Annotated in this window: 19 protein-coding genes and 1 tRNA gene; 3 read left to right on the forward strand and 17 right to left on the reverse strand. The window is 53.6% G+C overall.

The features are described from left to right. Positions 1-208 precede the first annotated feature (208 nt). From FE845_RS04745 to ftsH, 6 genes are all read right to left on the reverse strand, one after another. Positions 209-293: transfer RNA gene (locus FE845_RS04745), tRNA-Leu, on the reverse strand. 6 nt (positions 294-299) lie between these two features. Then, a complete protein-coding gene (gene secG, locus FE845_RS04750; RefSeq protein ID WP_200362054.1) occupies positions 300-674 on the reverse strand; it encodes a preprotein translocase subunit SecG in 375 nt (124 codons plus the stop codon). A gap of 24 nt (positions 675-698) precedes the next feature. Further along, the gene (tpiA, locus tag FE845_RS04755; protein WP_200362055.1) at positions 699-1,457 is read right to left on the reverse strand and encodes a triose-phosphate isomerase; all 759 of its coding nucleotides are present in this window, start codon (positions 1,455-1,457) and stop codon (positions 699-701) included. Positions 1,458-1,533: 76 nt separating this feature from the next. Further along, entirely contained in the window at positions 1,534-2,877 is a 1,344-nt protein-coding gene (gene glmM, locus FE845_RS04760) for a phosphoglucosamine mutase (RefSeq protein WP_200362056.1), read from the reverse strand. Beyond that, positions 2,877-3,707 (reverse strand): dihydropteroate synthase, encoded by an 831-nt coding sequence (gene folP, locus FE845_RS04765; RefSeq protein ID WP_200362057.1) that lies wholly within the window; start codon positions 3,705-3,707, stop codon positions 2,877-2,879. The genes glmM and folP overlap by 1 nt, the downstream gene beginning before the upstream one ends. A gap of 113 nt (positions 3,708-3,820) precedes the next feature. Beyond that, on the reverse strand, positions 3,821-5,764 hold the full coding sequence (gene ftsH, locus FE845_RS04770) for an ATP-dependent zinc metalloprotease FtsH (RefSeq protein WP_265091980.1): 1,944 nt from the start codon (positions 5,762-5,764) through the stop codon (positions 3,821-3,823). 320 nt (positions 5,765-6,084) lie between these two features. Between ftsH and yhbY the strand changes: the two genes are divergently transcribed. Then, the gene (gene yhbY / locus FE845_RS04775; protein WP_200362058.1) at positions 6,085-6,396 is read left to right on the forward strand and encodes a ribosome assembly RNA-binding protein YhbY; all 312 of its coding nucleotides are present in this window, start codon (positions 6,085-6,087) and stop codon (positions 6,394-6,396) included. Between the two features lie 92 nt (positions 6,397-6,488). Here yhbY and greA read toward each other — a convergent pair whose 3' ends face one another. From greA to grpE, 7 genes are all read right to left on the reverse strand, one after another. After that, positions 6,489-6,968, reverse strand: a complete 480-nt coding sequence (gene greA / locus FE845_RS04780) for a transcription elongation factor GreA (protein WP_200362059.1) — start codon at positions 6,966-6,968, stop codon at positions 6,489-6,491. Between the two features lie 4 nt (positions 6,969-6,972). Beyond that, positions 6,973-10,191 (reverse strand): carbamoyl-phosphate synthase large subunit, encoded by a 3,219-nt coding sequence (carB, locus tag FE845_RS04785; protein ID WP_200362060.1) that lies wholly within the window; start codon positions 10,189-10,191, stop codon positions 6,973-6,975. An 89-nt stretch (positions 10,192-10,280) separates the two neighbouring features. Further along, complete coding sequence (gene carA, locus FE845_RS04790) at positions 10,281-11,411, reverse strand: glutamine-hydrolyzing carbamoyl-phosphate synthase small subunit (RefSeq protein ID WP_227714088.1); 1,131 nt, start codon at positions 11,409-11,411, stop codon at positions 10,281-10,283. Between the two features lie 361 nt (positions 11,412-11,772). Then, on the reverse strand, positions 11,773-12,573 hold the full coding sequence (gene dapB / locus FE845_RS04795) for a 4-hydroxy-tetrahydrodipicolinate reductase (protein WP_200362062.1): 801 nt from the start codon (positions 12,571-12,573) through the stop codon (positions 11,773-11,775). A gap of 24 nt (positions 12,574-12,597) precedes the next feature. After that, on the reverse strand, positions 12,598-13,728 hold the full coding sequence (gene dnaJ / locus FE845_RS04800) for a molecular chaperone DnaJ (RefSeq protein WP_200362063.1): 1,131 nt from the start codon (positions 13,726-13,728) through the stop codon (positions 12,598-12,600). A gap of 77 nt (positions 13,729-13,805) precedes the next feature. Continuing rightward, entirely contained in the window at positions 13,806-15,725 is a 1,920-nt protein-coding gene (gene dnaK / locus FE845_RS04805; protein ID WP_200362064.1) for a molecular chaperone DnaK, read from the reverse strand. Positions 15,726-15,828: 103 nt separating this feature from the next. Continuing rightward, positions 15,829-16,428 (reverse strand): nucleotide exchange factor GrpE, encoded by a 600-nt coding sequence (gene grpE, locus FE845_RS04810; protein WP_200362065.1) that lies wholly within the window; start codon positions 16,426-16,428, stop codon positions 15,829-15,831. 246 nt (positions 16,429-16,674) lie between these two features. Here grpE and recN point away from each other — a divergent pair, with 246 nt between their 5' ends. After that, the gene (recN, locus tag FE845_RS04815; protein ID WP_200362066.1) at positions 16,675-18,354 is read left to right on the forward strand and encodes a DNA repair protein RecN; all 1,680 of its coding nucleotides are present in this window, start codon (positions 16,675-16,677) and stop codon (positions 18,352-18,354) included. A gap of 109 nt (positions 18,355-18,463) precedes the next feature. Here the strand turns inward: recN and fur are convergent, their stop codons facing one another. Beyond that, positions 18,464-18,871 (reverse strand): ferric iron uptake transcriptional regulator, encoded by a 408-nt coding sequence (gene fur, locus FE845_RS04820; RefSeq protein ID WP_200362067.1) that lies wholly within the window; start codon positions 18,869-18,871, stop codon positions 18,464-18,466. Between the two features lie 122 nt (positions 18,872-18,993). Between fur and FE845_RS04825 the strand changes: the two genes are divergently transcribed. After that, a complete protein-coding gene (locus tag FE845_RS04825) occupies positions 18,994-19,320 on the forward strand; it encodes an outer membrane protein assembly factor BamE (RefSeq protein ID WP_200362068.1) in 327 nt (108 codons plus the stop codon). A gap of 5 nt (positions 19,321-19,325) precedes the next feature. Here the strand turns inward: FE845_RS04825 and FE845_RS04830 are convergent, their stop codons facing one another. The 3 genes from FE845_RS04830 to FE845_RS04840 form a co-directional block, all read right to left on the reverse strand. Next, on the reverse strand, positions 19,326-19,607 hold the full coding sequence (locus FE845_RS04830) for an RnfH family protein (protein ID WP_200362069.1): 282 nt from the start codon (positions 19,605-19,607) through the stop codon (positions 19,326-19,328). Further along, positions 19,607-20,050 (reverse strand): type II toxin-antitoxin system RatA family toxin, encoded by a 444-nt coding sequence (locus FE845_RS04835; protein ID WP_200362070.1) that lies wholly within the window; start codon positions 20,048-20,050, stop codon positions 19,607-19,609. The genes FE845_RS04830 and FE845_RS04835 overlap by 1 nt, the downstream gene beginning before the upstream one ends. Before the next feature lie 74 nt (positions 20,051-20,124). Continuing rightward, positions 20,125-21,750 (reverse strand): sodium-dependent transporter, encoded by a 1,626-nt coding sequence (locus tag FE845_RS04840; RefSeq protein ID WP_200362071.1) that lies wholly within the window; start codon positions 21,748-21,750, stop codon positions 20,125-20,127. Positions 21,751-21,841: the final 91 nt, after the last annotated feature.

Here is a 21,841-nt window from a genome sequence, read left to right on the forward strand (position 1 = left end):
CCCCGATAACTGGGGCCTTTTGTTGCAAGAACTCGCAGGAAGCAAACCGGTAAACCGCTTCCTGCTGACAGACACCTGGCCTGCCAGAAACCCGACAACAAAAGATGCCGGACTCCAATATTCGCCGGAGTATAAAGACGCCGAGCGAACTGGTCAAGGACTGCTCAAAAAAACGGCCTGGATATACCAAGCCGTTTTTCTTACTAATTGGTGCCCAAGGCCGGACTCGAACCGGCACGGCTTTCGCCACTACCCCCTCAAGATAGCGTGTCTACCAGTTCCACCACTTGGGCAACACCTCACTCGAGCTCAGGGAGGCCAGTCTCCCCACTCTCGGTTTCGCCTTCACCAGCGCCACCATCAACAGCACCCTCTGCAGGCGCCTGACGAGATTCCTGAACGGTTGGAATCCCTGCCTCGCCTGCAACTTCTGCGCGCTGCTTGGCAAACACTGCCAGCGAAAAACTTGTTACAAAAAATACGATTGCAAGCATGGTCGTCATGCGCGTCAGGAAACTGCCACTGCCCTGACTACCGAATACGGTCTGCGAAGCACCACCGCCGAAGGCCGCACCTGCGTCCGCACCCTTGCCCTGCTGGATTAACACCAGACCCACCAGTGCCACCGCGATCACCACGTGCACAACGACTACCAGTGTTTCCATCCAATCCATATCAATTCTCGCGAGCTTTTAGCTTTAAGAACTTGCCGGAAAATAACGGCAAATACTGATAAATTCTTTTGCGTCCAGCGATGCACCGCCGATTAAACCGCCATCTATATCCGACTCTGAAAAAAGAGCCGCTGCATTATCCGCTTTTACGCTGCCGCCGTAAAGTAGAGAAATCTCTTCAGCTGGCGCGCCCATCTCTTTTAACACACTGCGTATCGAGGCATGCATGGCCTGAGCGTCTTCTGCGGTAGCCGTTTTACCGGTACCAATTGCCCAAACAGGCTCGTAGGCTAACACGATATTCTTCCAGTCACCTGGCGACACAGCCGACAACCCCAGCCGCACCTGACTCGCAACTACCGACTCAGCCAAACCCGACTCACGCTCTTCAAGCGTCTCGCCAACACACACTATGGCCGTTAAACCACTCGCAACTACCAACGCCACCTTCTCGGCAACCAATTCATCGGTCTCACCGAAAATCTGCCTGCGCTCTGAGTGCCCGACAAGTACGTAATCGCAGCCTGCGTCTTTGGCCATTTCCGAGGAAATTTCGCCGGTATATGCACCCGACTGCCACTGCCCTACATTCTGAACACCAACTGAAACCGCACCCTCGGCCTGCCTCAGTACGTCCCTGATATAAATTGCGGGAGGAATAATAACAACCTCCACGCCATTATCAAGTGAGCCAGCTTCAGCCTGAACATAACCTACCAGCTTTTCTGAAAGGTCTTTCGACCCATTCATCTTCCAGTTTCCGGCTACTATCTTGCGACGCATAACACTTCCCGAATGTTAGGGAGGGCGCACTATACAGCAGTCCCTCAGAACAGACAACAGCTTGAAATCGACAAAACTAGGGCGTTGAGTTTTCCACAACTTGGGCCAGCCTTTTTACCACACGCCTTATATCGTCGGCATTTTGACCCTCTGCCATTACCCGGATCAAAGGCTCTGTTCCTGACGCTCGCAACAGAATTCTGCCTGAGCCTCCAAGTTCCTCTTCGGCCAACTGTACCGCAGCCACGATATCATCGCGACTGAACGGGTCAAAGCGAGTTTCGACTCGAACATTAATCATTGTTTGAGGCAGCTTGCTCATCTCTTGGCGCAGCTCAGCCAGTGTTTTTCCTGACTTGCCAACAGCTAATAACACCTGAAGCGCTGAGATAATACCATCACCGGTGCTTGTGCAATCACGTATAACCATGTGCCCTGAGCCCTCACCACCGAGCACCCAGTTGTTGGCAATCAGACGTTCCATCACATACCGGTCGCCAACATTGGCGCGCTCGAAAGATATGCCCATTTCCGTCAACGCCAGCTCCACACCCAGATTGGTCATCAGCGTGCCAACCACACCGCCTTTGAGGCGATCCTCTGCGAACCTCTGGGAGGCGATCACATAAAGCAGCTCATCGCCGTCTACCTCCGATCCATCGCGATCAACCATCAGCACCCGGTCACCATCACCGTCGAAGGCGATACCCAAGTCTGCGCCTTTATCAATAACAGCCCGCTTCAGCGCATCAAGGTGGGTGGAGCCTACATCTAAATTGATGTTGAGCCCGTCAGGCTCCGCACCAATAACAGAAACCCGCGCCCCCAGCTCGCGGAATACTTTTGGGGCAACGTGATAAGTAGCTCCGTGAGCGCAGTCCAGCACTATCTTCAAGTTATCCAGTGTAAACTCGTTTGGTACGGTACTCTTGCAGAACTCCACATAACGCCCCGGCGCATCTTCTATCCGCGACGCCTTACCCAGCTCGCCCGGCTCGCAAACCTCAATCGGCTTATCCAGCCAACGCTCAATTTCCGCCTCCAAAGCATCATCTAGTTTGGTGCCGTCCGCAGAGAAAAATTTGATACCGTTGTCCTGATGGGGGTTGTGGGAGGCACTAATAACGATACCCGCCGATGCGCGGAAAGTACGGGTTAGATAAGCAATGGCAGGCGTCGGCATGGGGCCTAGTAGCTTTACATCCACCCCTGCAGCTGACAATCCGGCCTCCAAAGCTGACTCGAACATATAGCCGGACAACCTAGTGTCCTTGCCGATTAACACGCTATTGCGCTGACCCGCCCGTTTGAACGCTTGCCCGGCTGCCCAGCCCAGATGCAACATAAACTCGGGTGTAATCGGGTGCTCACCCACCTTTCCACGTATGCCATCGGTACCAAAATACTTTCTTCCGGCCATCAAACTACCCCCTTCACGGCCGTCGCAACCTTGACGGCATCTACAGTTTCCCTAACATCATGCACGCGGATGATACTCGCACCCTTCATTGCCGATATTGTCGCGGCCGCAAGACTGGCTGACAACCTTTCATCAACTTCACGGCCGGTGATCTGCCCCAGCATGGATTTTCTGGACATGCCCACCAACACCGGATGCCCCAGAGCGTGAAGCTGCTCCAGTGCAGCCAATAACCGAAGATTGTGCTCTAGGTTTTTTCCAAAACCGAAACCCGGATCCAGAATTATATCGCTTGTCGCAATGCCGGCTTGTACAGCCTCCCTTACACGTTCAGCTAAAAACCCCCCTACTTCCCGCAAGACGTTACGGTATTCGGGGCGCTCCTGCATGGTTTCCGGCTCACCCTGAATATGCATGACGCAAACCGGCACGCGGGCCTTCGCAGCCGCGGTTAAAGCGCCTTCTCTCTGTAGCGCACGTACATCATTAATCAGCCCGGCTCCAAGCCCGGTCGTCTGAGACATCACCTCAGGGGTACTGGTGTCCACCGAAACGATAACATCCAACTCCCGAGAAATAGCTTCAACCACTGGACAAACCCGATCCAGCTCTTCTTGAACCGACACGCTAGCAGCGCCAGGCCGAGTAGATTCGCCTCCTACGTCAATAAACGCAGCACCATCAGCCACCATTTGTCGCGCCTTTGCCAAGGCCACATCCAGCTGGTTGAATCGACCACCGTCAGAGAAAGAATCTGGCGTTACATTGAGCACACCCATGACATGGCAGCGGGACATATCCAGCACCCGCCCGGCGAAATCTATTTCCATAGCAAACCTTTTAAGAATAGGCCCCAGAACCAGAAAGCAGTATCCATCAAAAACAAACGCCGCCCATCAACGGGGCGGCGCAAGTTATCTCAAGCTCGATCTAACTCGAAGCTTCAATGCTCTCCAGCCGGGCGACCGACGTCCGGCCTCTGGCTGCCGTCAGCAGGCTTGGCCTCTGGAGCTTTGTCCGCATCATCAGCTTTGACACCACCTGCAGAGCCTCGGTCGTCCCAACCCTTAGGTGGGCGAGGAGTACGACCTTCCATGATGTCATCAATCTGGTGACGGTCGATGGTTTCGTACTTCATCAAAGCCTGAGCCATGGCGTCGAGCTTTTCACGATTATCAACCAGAATCTGCCGCGCCTTCTCGTAGCAGGTATCAATGATGTTGCGCACTTCTTCGTCAATCCGCTGAGCGGTTTCCGGAGAGTAGACCGTTTGCGACTGTCCAGCAGAGCGACCCAGAAACGGTTCTTCGCTATCTGTGTCGTACTGCAGCGGCCCAAGCTTCTCTGACAGCCCCCAACGGGTAACCATATTGCGCGCCAGGCTCGTAGCCCGTTCGATGTCGTTAGACGCGCCAGTGGTGACTCCATCGAAGCCCAGAGTCAACTCTTCCGCGATACGCCCACCAAACAAGCTGCAAATAGAGCTGATCAGGAAGCGCTTGCTATGGCTGTATTTGTCCTCTTCCGGAAGGAACATGGTGACACCCAAAGCGCGGCCGCGGGGAATAATACTCACCTTGTATACAGGGTCGTGCTCTGGCATCAGGCGACCAACAATAGCGTGACCAGCCTCGTGATAGGCAGTATTGAGCTTTTCCTTCTCGCTCATCACCATGGACTTGCGCTCCGCGCCCATCATGATTTTATCTTTCGCGAGCTCAAACTCTTCCATGGACACCAAACGCTGGTTCCGGCGGGCAGCAAAAAGCGCAGCCTCATTCACCAGGTTTGCGAGATCAGCACCGGAGAACCCTGGAGTGCCGCGCGCGATTAGAGCGGGCTCAACGTTCTCGTCCAAGGGTACTTTTTTCATGTGAACCTTAAGAATCTGCTCACGACCAATAATATCTGGCAATCCAACAACCACCTGACGGTCAAAACGACCTGGACGCAGAAGCGCAGGGTCCAGAACATCCGGGCGGTTGGTTGCGGCGATAACGATAACGCCTTCGTTGCCCTCAAAGCCGTCCATTTCGACAAGAAGCTGATTTAGGGTTTGCTCACGCTCGTCGTGGCCTCCACCCATACCAGCACCACGGTGACGACCGACAGCGTCGATTTCATCAATAAAGATGATGCAGGGGCTCTGCTTTTTGGCTTGCTCGAACATATCCCGCACACGGGATGCGCCAACACCTACGAACATTTCCACGAAGTCGGAACCGGAAATCGAGAAAAAGGGAACTTTAGCCTCGCCCGCGATGGCCTTGGCAAGAAGGGTTTTACCGGTACCCGGCTGCCCCACCATCAAAACACCTTTGGGGATGCTGCCACCCAGACGCTGAAACTTACTGGGATCCCGAAGGAAGTCCACCAGTTCTTTAACGTCTTCTTTGGCTTCATCCACACCAGCCACATCTGCAAACGTGGTCTTGATCTGATCTTCGCTCATCAAGCGCGCTTTACTCTTACCAAACGACATGGGGCCTTTGCCGCCACCGCCGCCTTGCATCTGGCGCATGAAAAATACAAACAGCGCAATAATGATCAGTATCGGGAATGCTGCGACTAAAAGCTGCGTCCACAGGCTCTGGCGTTCGGGCTGTTTGCCGATCACCTCAACCTGATTTGCAAGCAGATCGTCCATCAGCTTGTTGTCCGCCACCTGAGGACGAATCGTCTCAAACTGGGATCCATCGCCACGGGTGCCCTGAATTTCCAGACCATCAATGGTGACTCTGTTGACTTGGCCCTGCTGAACCATCTCAACGAATTGGGAATAATTGACTTGCTGACCGCTGGTGGTGGGAGAAAAATTCTGAAACACCATCAACAGAACAGCGGCTATGATTAGCCAGAGAACCAGATTTTTTGCCATATCGCTCAAGGATCATCACCTGTGAATTGAAGAGCGGGCCTTCGAAGGAACCACTCTTTACCGACACCTTACACCAATTGTACGTCTATCCACCAGAAACGGCCCATCCGTAACGGCCACAGAAAAACGCAGCTGCGGATCAACCTGAATGCACTTTATGCGCCGGATAAATCCCCATATACCTTGTATGTGGGCTTCATCTCGGAAATTACAACGCCTGCAGGGTGATCTGTATACAAGGTTGTCTGTTACAATCCGCCAATTATACGACGTTGCCAGCGAATATGCCGCTGACCTTTTGTTAATTGCACCGATAAAGAGATTACATCATGAGCCTTTCAGCGGAACAGCGCCGGGAATACCGGGCCATCGCCCACAACCTGAAGCCCGTCATCATTGTGGGCGACAAGGGCCTCACCGAGAACCTTCAGGAAGAGCTGGATCGCGCTCTGAACGACCACGAACTCATCAAGATAAAAGTGGCAAGTCAGGATCGAGAAGCTCGTCAGGAAGCAATCAACGCCCTATGCGAAGCCAGCGGTGCCGAAGTGGTGCAGACTATCGGGAAAATTGCCGTTCTGATGCGCAGAGCCAAAAAGCCCAACCCTAAATTATCTAACCTGCTACGCCACAAAAACTGACACTTGCGAAAGCTGTAAAAACAAAAAACCGGCTGCATAAATACAGCCGGTTTTTTTGTTTTCCGAGCGGAGCCAGACCAGAGTCTATCGAATCAGATGTACTCCACCTTTTCGATTTCGTATTCCACTGTGCCAGAAGGCACGCGGATAGCGACAACGTCGTCTTCATTCTTGCCCACTAATGCACGGGCAATGGGTGAAGATATCGACAACTTGCCTTCCTTGATATCCGCTTCATCCTCACCGACGATTTTGTAGACAACTTCCTCGTCTGTATCCACATTCAGCAAGTGAACTGTGGTGCCGAAAATGACCCTGCCGGTATTTTCCATTTCCGTAACATCAATCACCTGAGCTGCAGAAAGCTTGCCTTCTATTTCCTGAATCCGGCCTTCAATAAAGCTCTGCTGTTCACGGGCAGCGTGGTATTCGGCATTTTCTTTGAGGTCACCGTGCTCACGGGCATCTGAAATCGCCGCAATAACCCGAGGGCGATCCTTGGATTTCAGCTGCTGAAGCTCCTCACGTAGGCGGGCTTCGCCCGCTTTGGTCATAGGTACTCTTTCACTCATAATCTTACTTCCCTGCGTGAAGGTCTTGCAGGCGGCGTACTGTGCGCTCCGGGCCGAACTTGATAGCCCGACAGAAGGCTTCGCCGCCAGCCAATGTTGTTGTGTAAGCTACTTTGGTCTGCAGAGCCGACTGGCGAATCTGCGCCGAATCAGACACGGCCTTACGGCCCTCAGTGGTGTTAATAATGAGCTGTACCTGACCATTCTTGATGGCGTCTACAATGTGCGGTCGCCCCTCTCCCACTTTATTAACCCGAGCCACCTCAATGCCTTGCTCGCGAAGTGCTTTCGCCGTGCCAGTTGTAGCAACAAGCTGGAAGCCTATATCAACCAGATCCCGGGCAACCTGAATGGCACCCGCCTTGTCCACATCACGAACCGACATGAACACCGTACCACTGGAGGGTAAGCGCTCTCCAATGGCTAGCGACGCCTTAGCAAAGGCCTCATCGAAGCTATCACCAAGCCCCATTACTTCGCCCGTCGACTTCATTTCCGGCCCAAGAATCGGATCCACCGAGGGGAACTTATTGAAGGGGAAAACGGACTCTTTTACCGCGTAGTAACTAGGCACAACTTCTTTAGTAAAGCCTTGTTCCGCAAGGGAGGTGCCGGCCATTACTCGCGCCGCCACTTTCGCCAGAGACACACCAATGGCCTTTGATACGAACGGCACGGTTCTTGAGGCACGAGGGTTAACTTCGATCACGTAGATCTCGCCATCCTGCCAAGCCAACTGCACATTCATCAAGCCGACCACTTCTAATTCGATGGCCATTTTTCTGACCGCCTCGCGCATAGCGTCTTGAACATCGGCAGACAGCGTATAGGGCGGCAGGGAGCAAGCAGAGTCACCGGAGTGGATGCCCGCCTGTTCAATATGCTGCATGATGCCGCCAATAACCACGTCCTTGCCGTCACAGATGGCGTCAATATCAACCTCAATGGCGGCATTCAGGAAGTGGTCCAGCAATACGGGGCTGTCGTTAGATACAAGAACAGCACTGCGCATGTAACGCACCAGCTCATCTTCGCCGTAAACGATTTCCATCGCACGGCCGCCCAACACGTAGGATGGACGCACCACCAGCGGATAGCCAATTTCACTGGCAGCAACTATGCCTTCTTCAAGGCTGCGCACAGTAGCGTTTTCCGGCTGCTTTAGACCCAGACGCTGAATCATCTGCTGGAACCGCTCACGATCTTCCGCCCGGTCAATGGCGTCCGGGCTGGTGCCGATAATAGGCACACCTGCCGCTTCCAGACCACGTGCCAGTTTCAGCGGGGTCTGGCCGCCGTACTGGACGATCACACCCTTGGGCTTCTCGATGTTGATGATTTCCAGCACATCTTCCAGCGTAATCGGCTCAAAATACAGCCGGTCAGAGGTGTCGTAATCGGTGGAGACGGTTTCCGGGTTGCAGTTGATCATGATGGTTTCGTAGCCATCTTCGCGCATGGCAAAGGCTGCGTGCACGCAGCAATAGTCAAACTCGATGCCCTGCCCAATGCGGTTAGGGCCACCGCCAATAACAACAATTTTCTCGCGATCACTGGGCGCCGCTTCGCACTCTTCCTCGTAGGTGGAGTACATGTAGGCTGTAGCCGAGGCAAACTCGGCGGCACAGCTGTCCACACGCTTGTATACCGGGCGAATGTTCAAATCGTGCCGCAACTTGCGCAGGCTCACATCCGTAATACCCAGCAGTTTGGCCAGACGGGCATCGGAGAAGCCTTTACGCTTGAGACGGAACAGGGTGGCATGATCGATATCGGCTTTGCCAGCAGACTTCAAGGCCTGTTCTTCGCGGATGAGATCTTCGATCTGCACCAGATACCAGGGGTCCACCTTGGTGTACTCAAACACGTCTTCCACGCTCAGCCCGGCGCGGAAAGCATCACCGATGTACCAAATACGATCAGCCCCGGGAACGCTAAGTTCGCGGGTAAGGGTTTCGCGGGAGCTTTCGGAGGTGAACTCTTCGAGCTTCTCATCAAACCCGTCGGAGCCTACTTCCAACCCTCGCAGGGCTTTCTGCAGAGACTCTTGGAAGGTGCGGCCAATGGCCATGACTTCGCCAACCGATTTCATCTGAGTGGTCAGGCGGGCGTCGGCCTGTGGGAATTTTTCAAAGGTAAACCGAGGAATTTTCGTTACCACGTAATCGATACTAGGCTCGAAAGATGCCGGTGTTACGCCGCCGGTTATCTCGTTACGCAGCTCGTCCAGCGTGTAGCCCACTGCGAGCTTGGCAGCAACCTTTGCAATCGGGAAGCCCGTTGCCTTGGAGGCCAGAGCCGACGATCTGGACACCCTCGGGTTCATCTCGATAACAACCATACGACCGGTGTCCGGATGGATACCAAACTGCACGTTGGAACCGCCAGTTTCCACACCTATTTCGCGCAGCACTGCCAGTGAGGCATCGCGCATAATCTGGTATTCCTTGTCGGTCAGCGTCTGAGCTGGCGCGACGGTAATGGAATCGCCGGTGTGGACGCCCATGGCGTCAAAGTTCTCAATGGAACACACGATAATGCAGTTGTCCGCTTTGTCGCGCACAACTTCCATTTCGTACTCTTTCCAACCGATCAACGACTCATCGATAAGCAGCTCGTTGGTGGGGGAAAGGTCGAGGCCGCGGGTACAAATCTCTTCAAACTCGTCCCGGTTGTAGGCGATACCACCACCAGAGCCGCCCATGGTGAACGACGGGCGGATAATACATGGGAAGCCGATGTCTTCAGCAACTTTCCAAGCTTCTTCCATGGTGTGTGCGATGGAGGCCCGCGGGCACTCAAGACCAATGGCCTTCATGGCCTTATCAAAACGACTCCGGTCTTCGGCCTTATCGATGGTGTCGGCATTGGCGCCAATCATTTCAACGCCGTGCTCAGCCAGAACCCCGTGCTTCTCTAACTCCAACGCACAATTCAGTGCAGTCTGGCCACCCATGGTAGGCAGCACGGCATCGGGCTTCTCTTTTTCGATGATTTTGGCTACGGTTTTCCAGGTAATCGGCTCGATGTAGGTGGCATCCGCCATCACCGGGTCGGTCATGATGGTGGCCGGGTTCGAGTTAACCAGGATGACGCGGTAGCCTTCCTCGCGCAGGGCTTTACAGGCCTGAGCTCCGGAGTAGTCAAATTCGCACGCCTGCCCGATTACAATCGGGCCTGCGCCCAGAATCAGGATGCTTTTAATATCGGTCCGTTTTGGCATGTCTTGGTAAACCTGTCAGCAACATTTAAATTCTTGCAGCGCAAAAACGCGGCGCGTGTCTAGGTGACGCTTGTGTCTTTGGTCCGGCCTCAGGCCGTACGGGCTTCCATCAGCCGAATAAACTCATCAAACAAGGGCGCCACATCACCGGGCCCCGGGCTCGCCTCTGGGTGTCCCTGAAAGCTGAATGCTGGCTTATCGGTGCGGCGAAGGCCTTGCAAAGTGCCGTCGAACAGCGATTTATGGGTAACTTCCAGCACGGAGGGCAATGAAGCTTCGTCCACCGCAAACCCGTGGTTCTGGCTGGTAATCATGACGGTGCCGTTCTCGAGGCGCTGAACCGGATGGTTGGCGCCGTGATGGCCATGCTTCATCTTCATGCTTTTCGCACCACTGGCAATGGCCAGAAGCTGGTGCCCCAAACAGATGCCAAATACGGGAATATCGGTTTCAAGCACGTCTTGAATGGCCTTGATTGCGTAGTCACAAGGCTCTGGGTCGCCGGGGCCGTTGGATAGGAAGATGCCGTCAGGATTCATAGCCAACACTTCTGACGCTGGTGTTTGAGCAGGTACGACGGTTACTTCGCAGCCGCGAGCTGCGAGCATACGCAATATGTTGAACTTTACGCCGTAATCCCAAGCTACAACTTTGAACTTTTGTTCGTTATTTTCTGCGTAGCCTTCACCGAGTGTCCATTCGCCTTGAGTCCACTTGTAGGGCTTTTCGCAGGTAACAACTTTGGCTAAATCCATGCCTTCAAGCCCGGGAAACGCGTTGGCAAGTTCCAGTGCCCGCTCTGCCGTGGCATTTGCTCCGGCTACAATAGCACCACTCTGTGAGCCTTTGTCGCGGAGGATGCGCGTAAGGCGGCGGGTGTCAATATCGGCGATTCCGACAATGTTGTTGCTTCGCAGGTATTCGTCCAACGATCCGGTGCTGCGCCAGTTGCTGGCGACTAGGGGCAGGTCTCGGATGATCAGGCCAGCGGCTTGAATGCGATCTGACTCTACATCTTCTTCGTTCACGCCGGTGTTACCGATGTGAGGATAGGTCAGGGTAACGAGCTGGCGGGCGTAGGACGGATCGGTCAATATTTCTTGGTAGCCGGTCATGGCGGTGTTGAACACCACTTCGCCGCTGGTTTCGCCGTCAGCGCCAATAGCGGTGCCGTAAAACAGGCTTCCGTCTGCGAGTGCAAGGATTGCGGGTGTGCTCAAGGCTTGTATCCTCATCGGGTGGCGTTTCGGTTCGTCACGTGCAGGAACGCAAGCGCAAATTCAGGTCGCAAAAAAGCGAGAGGGAGTAAAAACTCCGTCCCGCTTTTTGTTATCCAGGGACTTTATTTGTCCCTTGGGCTTTTAAAAGCCTACGCTTGGTGCAGTTAAACCGCCTTATTATATAAAAATTGCGGTTTTGTGTCCATGTAAAATGTCACATGACTCCTGCACCGGTGGCGCACTGGGATCATCGTCCGGGAAACGCTACAAGCACTTCCCTGTGCGCTTGTCTCCGGCCGTCCATGGCCTCCGACATTCCCGGACGATGATCCCAGCCCGCCACCTCAGAGCTGCCTTTGACTTACCTCAAGCTCAAAACATCCTGCATGTCATACAAGCCTGCAGGCTTATCTTTCAGCCACAAAGCCGCGCGCATGGCACCTTTTGCGAAGGTCATCCGACTGCTTGCCTTGTGGGTGATTTCGATGCGTTCGCCTTCGGTGGCGAAGAGTACTGTGTGGTCTCCCACTACGTCACCGGCGCGAATGGTTTCGAAACCGATTTCCTTGCGAGTGCGTTCGCCAGTGAAGCCTTCACGGCCATAGACCGCACATTCTTTGAGGTCGCGATCGAGTGCATCAGCAACTACTTCGCCCATGCGCAGGGCTGTACCGGAAGGTGCGTCTTTTTTGTGGCGGTGGTGGGCTTCGATGATTTCGACGTCGTAGTCATCCCCCAGCGTGGCTGCCGCCGTGCGCAGGAGGTTGAGCACTACGTTTACCCCCACACTCATGTTGGGCGCGAATACAATCGGGGTAGATTCTGCAGCCAAGGCCAGTTGCTGTTTTTCGGCATCGGTCAGGCCGGTAGTTCCGATGATCAGCATTTTGCCGTTGGCTTTACAGAACTCCGCATTTTCCAGAGTAAGATCCGGAAAGGTGAAATCGACGAGCACGTCAAAATCATCTTTTACATCAGCAAGGGTACCAGCCATCTTTACGCCGGTTTTGCCAATACTGCTCATCTCACCAGCATCGGCTCCAATGAGGCTGCTGTCCGGCTCTACGATGGCCGCACCAAGTTCGAGACCTTCTGTGCCGTCAACCGCTTCAATCAGCACTTTTCCCATGCGCCCGGCGGCGCCGATGATTGCTACCCTCATGACTTTATCCTTATATGCAGCGGATCAGAATTTCATTTCGTCGAAGAAGCTCTTAACACCTTCAAACCACGAGGTTTTCTTGGGCGCGTGGTTTGTTCCGTTGTTGCTTCCGTCGAGGGTTACCTGGAACTCTTCAAGCAATTCTTTCTGTCGCTTGGTCAGGTTAACCGGTGTTTCAACAATCACTCGGCACAACAGATCACCCGACGGGCCTCCACGAACGGGGCTAACGCCTTTATTACGTAGGCGGAAGAGCTTACCCGTTTGGGTTTCTGCCGGGATTCTTAGTTTCACGCGACCGTCCAGTGTCGGCACTTCCAGCTCGCCACCGAGCGTGGCGTCGATAATGCTGATAGGCACTTCGCAATAGAGATTGCGGCCGTCGCGGGTGAAGATAGAATGCTCCCGAACGGACATCTGCACATACAGATCGCCTGAGGGGCCGCCATCGATACCCATTTCGCCTTCGCCAGAGAGCCGTATACGGTCACCGGTATCTACGCCAGGTGGCACTTTAACGGAGAGTGTTTTCTCTTCCCGTACCCTGCCCTGACCATGGCAAGTCTTACAAGGGTTCTTAATAATCTGGCCGGAGCCGCGGCATGTGGGGCAAGCCTGCTGCACCGCAAAGAAGCCTTGCTGCATGCGCACTTGGCCCATACCTTTACAGGTACCACAGGTTTCGGGGCGGGAGCCTTTTTCGGCGCCACTACCCTCACAGGTATCGCATTCGCGGTGTCCGGGGATTGTAATCTTGACGGTTTTACCTTTTACCGCCTCTTCAAGATCCAACTCCAAGGTATAGCGCAGGTCTGAACCACGGGTGTTACGGCCGCCTCGGCCGCCACCACCAAAAATGTCGCCAAACACATCACCAAAGATGTCGGAGAAGTTACCGTTGCCGCCACCAAATCCGCCACCAGCCTGACCATCCACACCAGCATGGCCGTACTGATCATAGGCCGCGCGCTTGGACTGGTCTGCCAGTATTTCGTAGGCTTCGCTGGCCTCTTTGAACTTGTTCTCGGCGTCTTTATCTTCCGGATTACGGTCGGGATGGTATTTCATCGCAAGCTTTCGATAAGCTCGCTTGATGTCTTTCTCGTCCGCGTCCCGGGAAACTCCGAGAATGTCGTAATAATCGCGCTTGGCCATGCTTTAAAACCCTGTTTTTTAAACGCGGAAAACGCGGATCAACTCCGCGTTTTCCAACTACCTGATGTACGTCAGAATTACTTCTTTTCGTCGTCTTTGACTTCTTCGAACTCGGCGTCCACCGCATCGTCAGCTGGCTGAGCTTGTTCCTGTCCGCCTGCCTGCTGCGCCTGACCATCCTGATCTGCGTACATCTTCTGAGCCAGCTCACCTGAAACTTCGGTCAGCTTCTGTGTCTTGGCTTCAATGTCGTCCTTGTCGGAACCGGTCAATGCTTCTTCCAGCTCCTTAATCGCCGTCTCGATAGACTCCTTTTCGCTGTCGCTAACTTTGTCAGCGGCATCAGTTAGGGTCTTGCGTACAGCGTGCACCATGGCATCGCCTTGGTTACGGGCCTGAACCAGCTCTTCGAACTTGCGATCTTCCTCGGCATTCGCCTCGGCATCCTGCACCATCTTCTCGATTTCATCATCGTTCAGACCAGAAGAGGCCTTGATCACGATTGACTGTTCTTTGCCGGTCGCCTTGTCTTTCGCAGACACGTTCAGAATACCGTTGGCATCGATATCGAAGGTAACTTCGATCTGCGGCACACCACGGGAAGCCGGTGGAATGTCGGCCAGATCGAATCGACCCAAGGACTTGTTCTGTGTCGCCTGCTTACGCTCACCCTGAACAACGTGAATAGTCACTGCTGTTTGGTTATCCTCTGCCGTAGAGAAGGTTTGCGACTTCTTGGTCGGAATCGTTGTGTTCTTGTCGATTACCGGCGTGGCCACACCACCCATGGTCTCAATACCCAAGGTTAGTGGCGTTACGTCCAGAAGCAGAACGTCTTTTACATCTCCAGAAAGTACCGCTGCCTGAATTGCAGCACCCATGGCAACAGCTTCGTCCGGGTTTACGTCCTTACGGGCTTCTTTACCAAAGAACTCTTTCACCTTTTCCTGAACCAGTGGCATACGTGTCTGACCACCAACCAAAATCACTTCGTCAACTTCACCAACGCTCAAGCCTGAGTCCTTCAAAGCAACCTTACAAGGCTCGAGACTACGCTGGACCAAGTCTTCAACCAGAGACTCAAGCTTGGCACGGGTCAGCTTCACATTCATATGCTTGGGGCCGCTGGCATCTGCAGTGATGTACGGCAGGTTTACGTCGGTCTGCTGGCTGCTGGAAAGCTCGATCTTGGCCTTCTCACCAGCTTCTTTCAGACGCTGCATGGCCAGAGAGTCGCCGCGCAGATCAATACCACTATCTTTCTTGAATTGGTCAGCGAGGAATTCGATAATTTTCATATCGAAGTCTTCACCACCCAAGAAAGTGTCGCCGTTGGTGGCCAACACCTCAAACTGGTGCTCGCCATCCACATCTGCAATTTCGATGATGGAGAGGTCGAAGGTACCACCACCCAAGTCGTAAACCGCTACGGTGCGATCGCCGCTCTTCTTGTCCAGACCATAAGCCAGCGCAGCCGCAGTAGGCTCGTTGATAATACGCTTTACTTCCAGACCGGCAATGCGCCCAGCGTCTTTAGTAGCCTGACGCTGGCTGTCGTTAAAGTAAGCCGGAACGGTGATAACCGCTTCGGTTACTTTCTCGCCCAGATAATCTTCTGCAGTCTTCTTCATCTTTTTCAGAATTTCTGCAGACACCTGAGGCGGTGCCATTTTCTGGCCTTTAACTTCTACCCACGCATCACCGTTGTCTGCCTCGGAAATCTTGTAAGGCACCATTTTAATATCTTTCTGAACAACGTCGTCTTTGAACCGACGACCGATCAGACGCTTGATGGCATAGATGGTGTTTTGGGGATTAGTCACTGCCTGACGCTTGGCTGACTGACCTACCAGAATTTCATTATCATCGGTGTACGCGATGATAGACGGGGTGGTGCGATCACCTTCAGCGTTTTCAATAACCCGGACTTTGTCGCCATCCATGATGGCCACACACGAGTTGGTGGTTCCAAGGTCGATACCGATAATCTTGCTCATTGATTCACTCCAGTTCTTCTGAATGCTGTACTTAATGGTTGCCCGGAAACACTAATTCCGGCTGATTCTGTTTAATGGCTATATTGGCGCTTTAGCTGGTTTTTCAAGCCTGCTCATCAATTTTTGGTGCGTCTTGAGCTTTGGCCACCATCACCATTGCTGGACGAACCACACGACCGTTAAGTAGATAGCCTTTCTGCACAACAGCTACCACGCTGTTCGGCTCAGCATCCGGTGCTGGCACCATTGACATAGCTTCGTGCTGCTGGGGATCGAACGGTTCGCCTACGGGGTTCAGCGGCTCAACGTTGAACTTCTTCAAACTCGAAACAAACAAACTGAGCGTCATCTCCACGCCTTGACGGATAGAGGCCACCAACTCACCCGCAGCTTCCTGACCCTCGGTACTCTCTACCGCTTTCTCGAGGCTATCAGCTACAGGGAGCAGCTCTTTAACAAACTTCTCCAGCGCAAACTTATGCGCTTTCTGGACGTCCATCTCAGCCCGACGACGCACATTCTGCATCTCAGCTTGCAACCGCAGCATCTGCTCCTGAGAATCCTGCAGCTGCTCTTTTAGTGCATCCAGCTCAGAAACCTCTTCCTGCTGAACTTCTCCTTCTGCCTGCATTTCTTCTGCCGCCGCGTCTGCGGCCTCATTCAATTCTTCAACTTGCTCGTTGCGGTTTTCGTCGCTGTTCATGACTACTCCTGCCAGATCTTCGGTGGCCGGCTAAAACGCGGCCCATTGAACATAGGCTCCGGCGTCGCAGAGCCGGAAGAATGTTATTGCGAACGAATATGGGGTTTGCCGTGCAGGTTTCAACCACCACAGGTCGCATTCCTGAAGAAAATCTCACTGATGAGTTTGCAAACACAAAATCACCTGTATATATTCACAGTCACTGTATGAAAGAACAGTATATTTTGAAGAGCGGAGGTTATCTGCATGCTCACACAGCTCACCGTTTCCAACTACGCGATTGCAGAGCGGGTCGAACTGCAATTCAACAAAGGGATGACAGCCCTCACCGGCGAAACTGGTGCAGGCAAGTCCATCGTTCTGGACGCTCTAGGGCTAGCCATGGGGGGCCGCGCTGACGCAGGAGCCGTGAGGCATGGCGCAAAGCGTGCAGATATTACCGCCACATTTGACGTTGCGGGCATCCCCGAGGCTCTCCAATGGCTTGAACGCCATGAACTGGATGACGACAGCGACTGCATTTTACGGCGGGTAATCAGTAAAGATGGGCGCTCAAGGGCTTACATTAACGGCCAACCCTGCCCGCTTGCGCACCTGAAAGATCTGGGCGGGCTACTGATGGATATTCATAGCCAACACCAACATCAATCACTCCTGCGCAAAGAAACACACCGCAAGCTAATTGACGAGTTCGCAGGCGCGGAAACGCTTGCCATCCAGACTCGCGAAGCCTGGAAAGCCTGGAACCAAATCCGCACGAAGTTGACCGAACGGCAGCAAAATGCAGAAGAGTCTGAAGCCAAGCTGCAACTTCTGCGCTATCAAGTGGAAGAACTTGACCGGCTCGCGCTGGAAAGCGGCGAGCAGGAGCAGCTAGAGCAGGAACAGGCACACCTTAGCCAAGCTGACGCCATTCTTCACAACAGTCATCAGGCAGCACTGCTGTGCACCGAAGATGAAACCAGCGCAGCAGGTTTGGTTCGCCAGGCGCTGCAGCAACTGGAGCAGTTACCGGTCGAGGTGCCCGCGTTAGCCGACACCATTCAGATGCTCAACGAAGCTCAAATACAGATCAGCGAGGCGGGCGACAACCTCCGTCATTTTGTGGATGACTACGAGGCAGACCCCGCACGCCTGAGTGAAGTTGAAGACAGACTCAGTGCGATATACCAGATGGCCCGCAAGCACCGAATTAACCCCGAGGAGCTTCCGGAGTTCCATAAACGACAAAGCGCGGAGCTTGCCCAACTGGACGGTGGTGAAGGCAGCCTAGAAAAGCTGGAAGAGGAACTGGAAAGCCATCGCGACCGCTTCAATCAACTGGCGTGCAAGCTTTCAGAAATGCGAGCCAAGGCAGCGGGCGAGCTGGACCAACGCATTGCTGGCGAACTGGCTCAGCTAAGCATGCCGTCAGTTCAATTTGTTACTCACTTAAGCCGCAATAATCAGGACGAACCGGCACCGCACGGACTTGAAGAAATAGAGTTCTTAGTGAGTGCCAACCCGGGGCAACCCGCAAGACCTCTTGCCAAAGTGGCGTCCGGCGGCGAACTGTCGCGCATCAGCCTCGCGATTCAGGTGGTTGTTGCTCAAACATCGACAACACCAACCCTGATCTTTGACGAAGTGGATGTCGGTATTGGTGGCGGCACAGCTGAGGTGGTTGGAAAGCTATTGCGCTCATTGGGAGCCAGCGGCCAAGTAATCTGCGTGACCCACTTGCCACAGGTTGCAGCCCAGTGTCACCAACACTTATTTGTTAGCAAATTCACACAGCAAGACGCGACTTTCTCGAAAATCGAATCTCTGGACGATCAAGGAAGGATTAGTGAAGTTGCAAGAATGCTAGGCGGCGTGGATATGACTGAACACACCCTTGCCCACGCAACAGAAATGTTTTCCAAGGGGCAGGCCACCCACCACTGATCAGGTGGCACAGGCGAGACTCCCTCCCAGTTCCCCCTCTCAACTTTGAGAGCTGTTGGGGCAGGTTTAACGGCCTGCCCCTTTTTTATGTTTTTTTAGAACTGGATGGTTACTTTAGGGGCTTAACGTAAAGGATCAGGCTGTGTTCGACAATTTCATAGCCATGTTCTTTCGCTATCTTTTGTTGACGCTCTTCAATTATGTCATCAACAAACTCAATCACTTGCCCTGTTTGAGTACAAACCATGTGGTCGTGATGGTCTTCTCCAGCCATCTCGAATACCGCATGGCCGCCTTCAAAGTTGTGGCGTAGCACCAGCCCTGCGGTCTCAAACTGGGTAAGTACGCGGTACACAGTGGCCAGACCCACATCGTCACCCTGATCCAGAAGCCGCTTATACACATCCTCGGCGCTGAGGTGGTGATCCTTGGCGTTTTCCAGAATGTTGAATATCTTCACTCTCGGTAGAGTTACTTTAAGACCGACTTTTCGTAGTTCGGCGTTTTCAGATGACATGTTACTATTCACTCTTTGGTGTGCCTCACGGCTTCCGGTATGATGAAGCCGCCATTTAACGGTTAACCCGTGCCACACCTGCCCTTGGCAGGCGATTTCAAGATAGAGGATTTCCTCCGGCGATGCAAAAGCTCACAGCTCTCATTCTCACTCTGATTCTATCCGGTTGCGCTTTTCCGGGCGTTTATAAGATCAACGTCCAACAAGGCAACATTGTAACTGCTGAAGAGCTGTCCAAACTCAACGAAGGCATGCCTCGCAATCAGGTTCAAGCTTTGCTCGGGAGCCCTTTAATGCTCAACCCCGTCGATAGCTCACGGGAGTACTACGTTTACACCTTCCAACGTCGCGGCGGCGATATCCAAGAGCAGCGCATCATCGTCTATTACGACGCTGACCGTTACTCCCATTACGAAGCACAACTTTTGGACGAAACACCCGCTTACTGAGCCGATCAAGACTTCTTTTTGGCCCGATTCAGCCGCGCCTGCTTCGGGTCGATCTTGAGCGGACGATACAGCTCTACCCGATCTCCATCCCTTAACTCATGCTCCGCTGGCTTTTTGATTACCTTGCCAAAGATCCCCATATCGATGGAGTCCGCATCGATCTCCGGGAAAATAGCGGCGATGCCAGACAACTTCACGGCCTCAATCGCCGACGTACCTTCCGGCACCTGAATCTTCACGATTTCCTGCTTGTCTGGCCGGGCATAGGCCACTTCAACCTGCGGCATTATGCGCCCCCCTTGTAGAGGTCGTCAGCACGACGGCAGAACGCATCCACCATTGTTGTGGCTGCCTGATTAAACACCGGCCCAAAGGTCATTCGCGACAGGGAGCCGGAAAACTCAAACTCCAGAGTCAAAATCACTTTGCACGCATTGTCATCCAATGCCTTGAAGTGCCAACGCCCTGTGAGATTGCGAAACGGGCCATCCACAAGATTCATTTCAATGGCCTCCGGCACCAGTAACTGGTTGCGCGTAGTGAGCTTGTGCCGCACCCCACCTTTGGCAATTTCCAGCGATGCCATTATCTGATCCGAGTTTTGCTGGTGAATTTCGGCACCTGAGCACCACGGCAAGAACTCGGGATAACGGGCAATATCATTTACCAAGTGAAACATGCGCTCAGCAGAGTGCATAACCAGAGCTGTTTTATCAATCTGATGGGGCATCGGAACCGGTTGTCCTGCTTACAAATACACGTTAAGACCGACCGCAGCCTCTAGAAAACGAAAACTAGCTGCAATCAAACGCTATGATAAAGGATATCGTCGTCTTTAGGGGCACTTTCAGGGTGCAGTTGCGGCTGAGCGGGCTTATTTTCAGGTGCTTGCTCTGCCGGGAGCAGCTCTCCCGTCTCGTCTGTGGATCTATCCGAGTTTACACCACTCTCGCTGGCATCCACCGGATCAGAAGCTTCTCCACCGCCTTCCCGCTCAACCATGTTTGGCGTTGGCTCGCACCAAAACGCTTCACTGCCATTGTCGCATAGGCTACCGAGCGAACTCGCGGTGTAATGGATGCCGATATAGACAACAACCAGAGGCAGCACCAAGCGCATCACCCAAAACCAAATTGCGCCAAAAATTCCGGGCGTTTTCCCCAGCATGGTTTTAGATAGATTTCGTGTTAGCCCCCAGCCGGTAAAAAGCGCGATAAGAACGGCCACCAGCGGAATCATCAACCCGCCCGTTAACAGCTCCAGCCAACGAAAAACCGTCGCTCCACCTACCCGGTACTCCGCCCAAACGTTGAACGAAAACAGGGACGCCAGCCCCGCAAGCCAAACGACAACCCCCACCAAAAATACTGACAGGCCCCGGGGTGCCGCCGTCCACTCACGAAACCAACCAACTACCGGCTCGAGCAAAGCCAAAGAGGTTGACCACACAATCATCACAACCATCAGAAACACAGCAGTAATAACGAACTGGCTTAAGGGCAATTCAGAAAGCGTTACCGGAAGCGAAATAAACAAAAGGCTAAAACCGCGCTCACCGTCAAACACATTGCTTTGCGAAGCCATCGCAAAAATCATCAACCCAGCCAAGATCGCAACCAAGGTATCCATCAAAACAACGGCCAAAATGGAACGTTTAAGCTGGGTGTGCGGCGTGGTGTACGCGCCCAAAATCGCCCACACCCCCATACCTAACCCCAAGGTGTAGAACGCATGAAACAGCGCAGCACTCAGGCTTCCCCAAGTAAGGTCCTGTGGGTGCATTTCAATAATTTGGCTGATTGCAGCATCAATTCTTCCGTACCACGCAGCAAGCCCGAACAGTGCCAGTAACAGCACCAACGTGGCTGGCACTACGATTCTATAGGCACGCTCAAGCCCTCCGACAACCCCTTGGCCAGACACCCACAACACCATAATCAAGAAAAAGGCATGCCAGCCGATGAACACCCGAAACTCTCGCGGGTCGGACACCAACCCGGCAAGAATGCCGGTAGCGCTGACGTGGTCTACCCCGGAAAACTTGCTTGTGGCGCCGAAAAAAACATAGGCCAGCGCAATAGCGCCAAACACTGCAGTGAACGATAGCACCAAAAAGGCACTCAACACGCTGAGCCTGCCCACGGCCATCCAAAGTCGCGAGCGCTTTGCACTGCGAATCAGGCCGTCCATTGCCAGCACAATGCCATGCCGGGCGTGGCGGCCTATGGCGGCTTCAGTCACCATCAGAGGTAAAGTGACCAGCAACAGACAACTGAGATACAACAAAATAAACAGTCCGCCGCCGTGCAGGCTGGCCAAATAGGGAAACTGCCAAAGATTGGCCAGACCCACAGTTGCGCCCACTGCAGCCCAGAAGAAGGTTGTTTTTCGGGTAAAGGACCCGATATGTGTCTGGTATGGCGTCGGCATTTTCGCCTCAGAAAGTATTGGACACCCTATTGTAGCCGAAGGGCTCCTTTAGGCACGACCTGCCAGCACCTTTGAAGGCCATTTCGTGACC

This window comes from Marinobacter sp. 1-4A (assembly GCF_016597725.1).
GTDB lineage: Bacteria > Pseudomonadota > Gammaproteobacteria > Pseudomonadales > Oleiphilaceae > Marinobacter.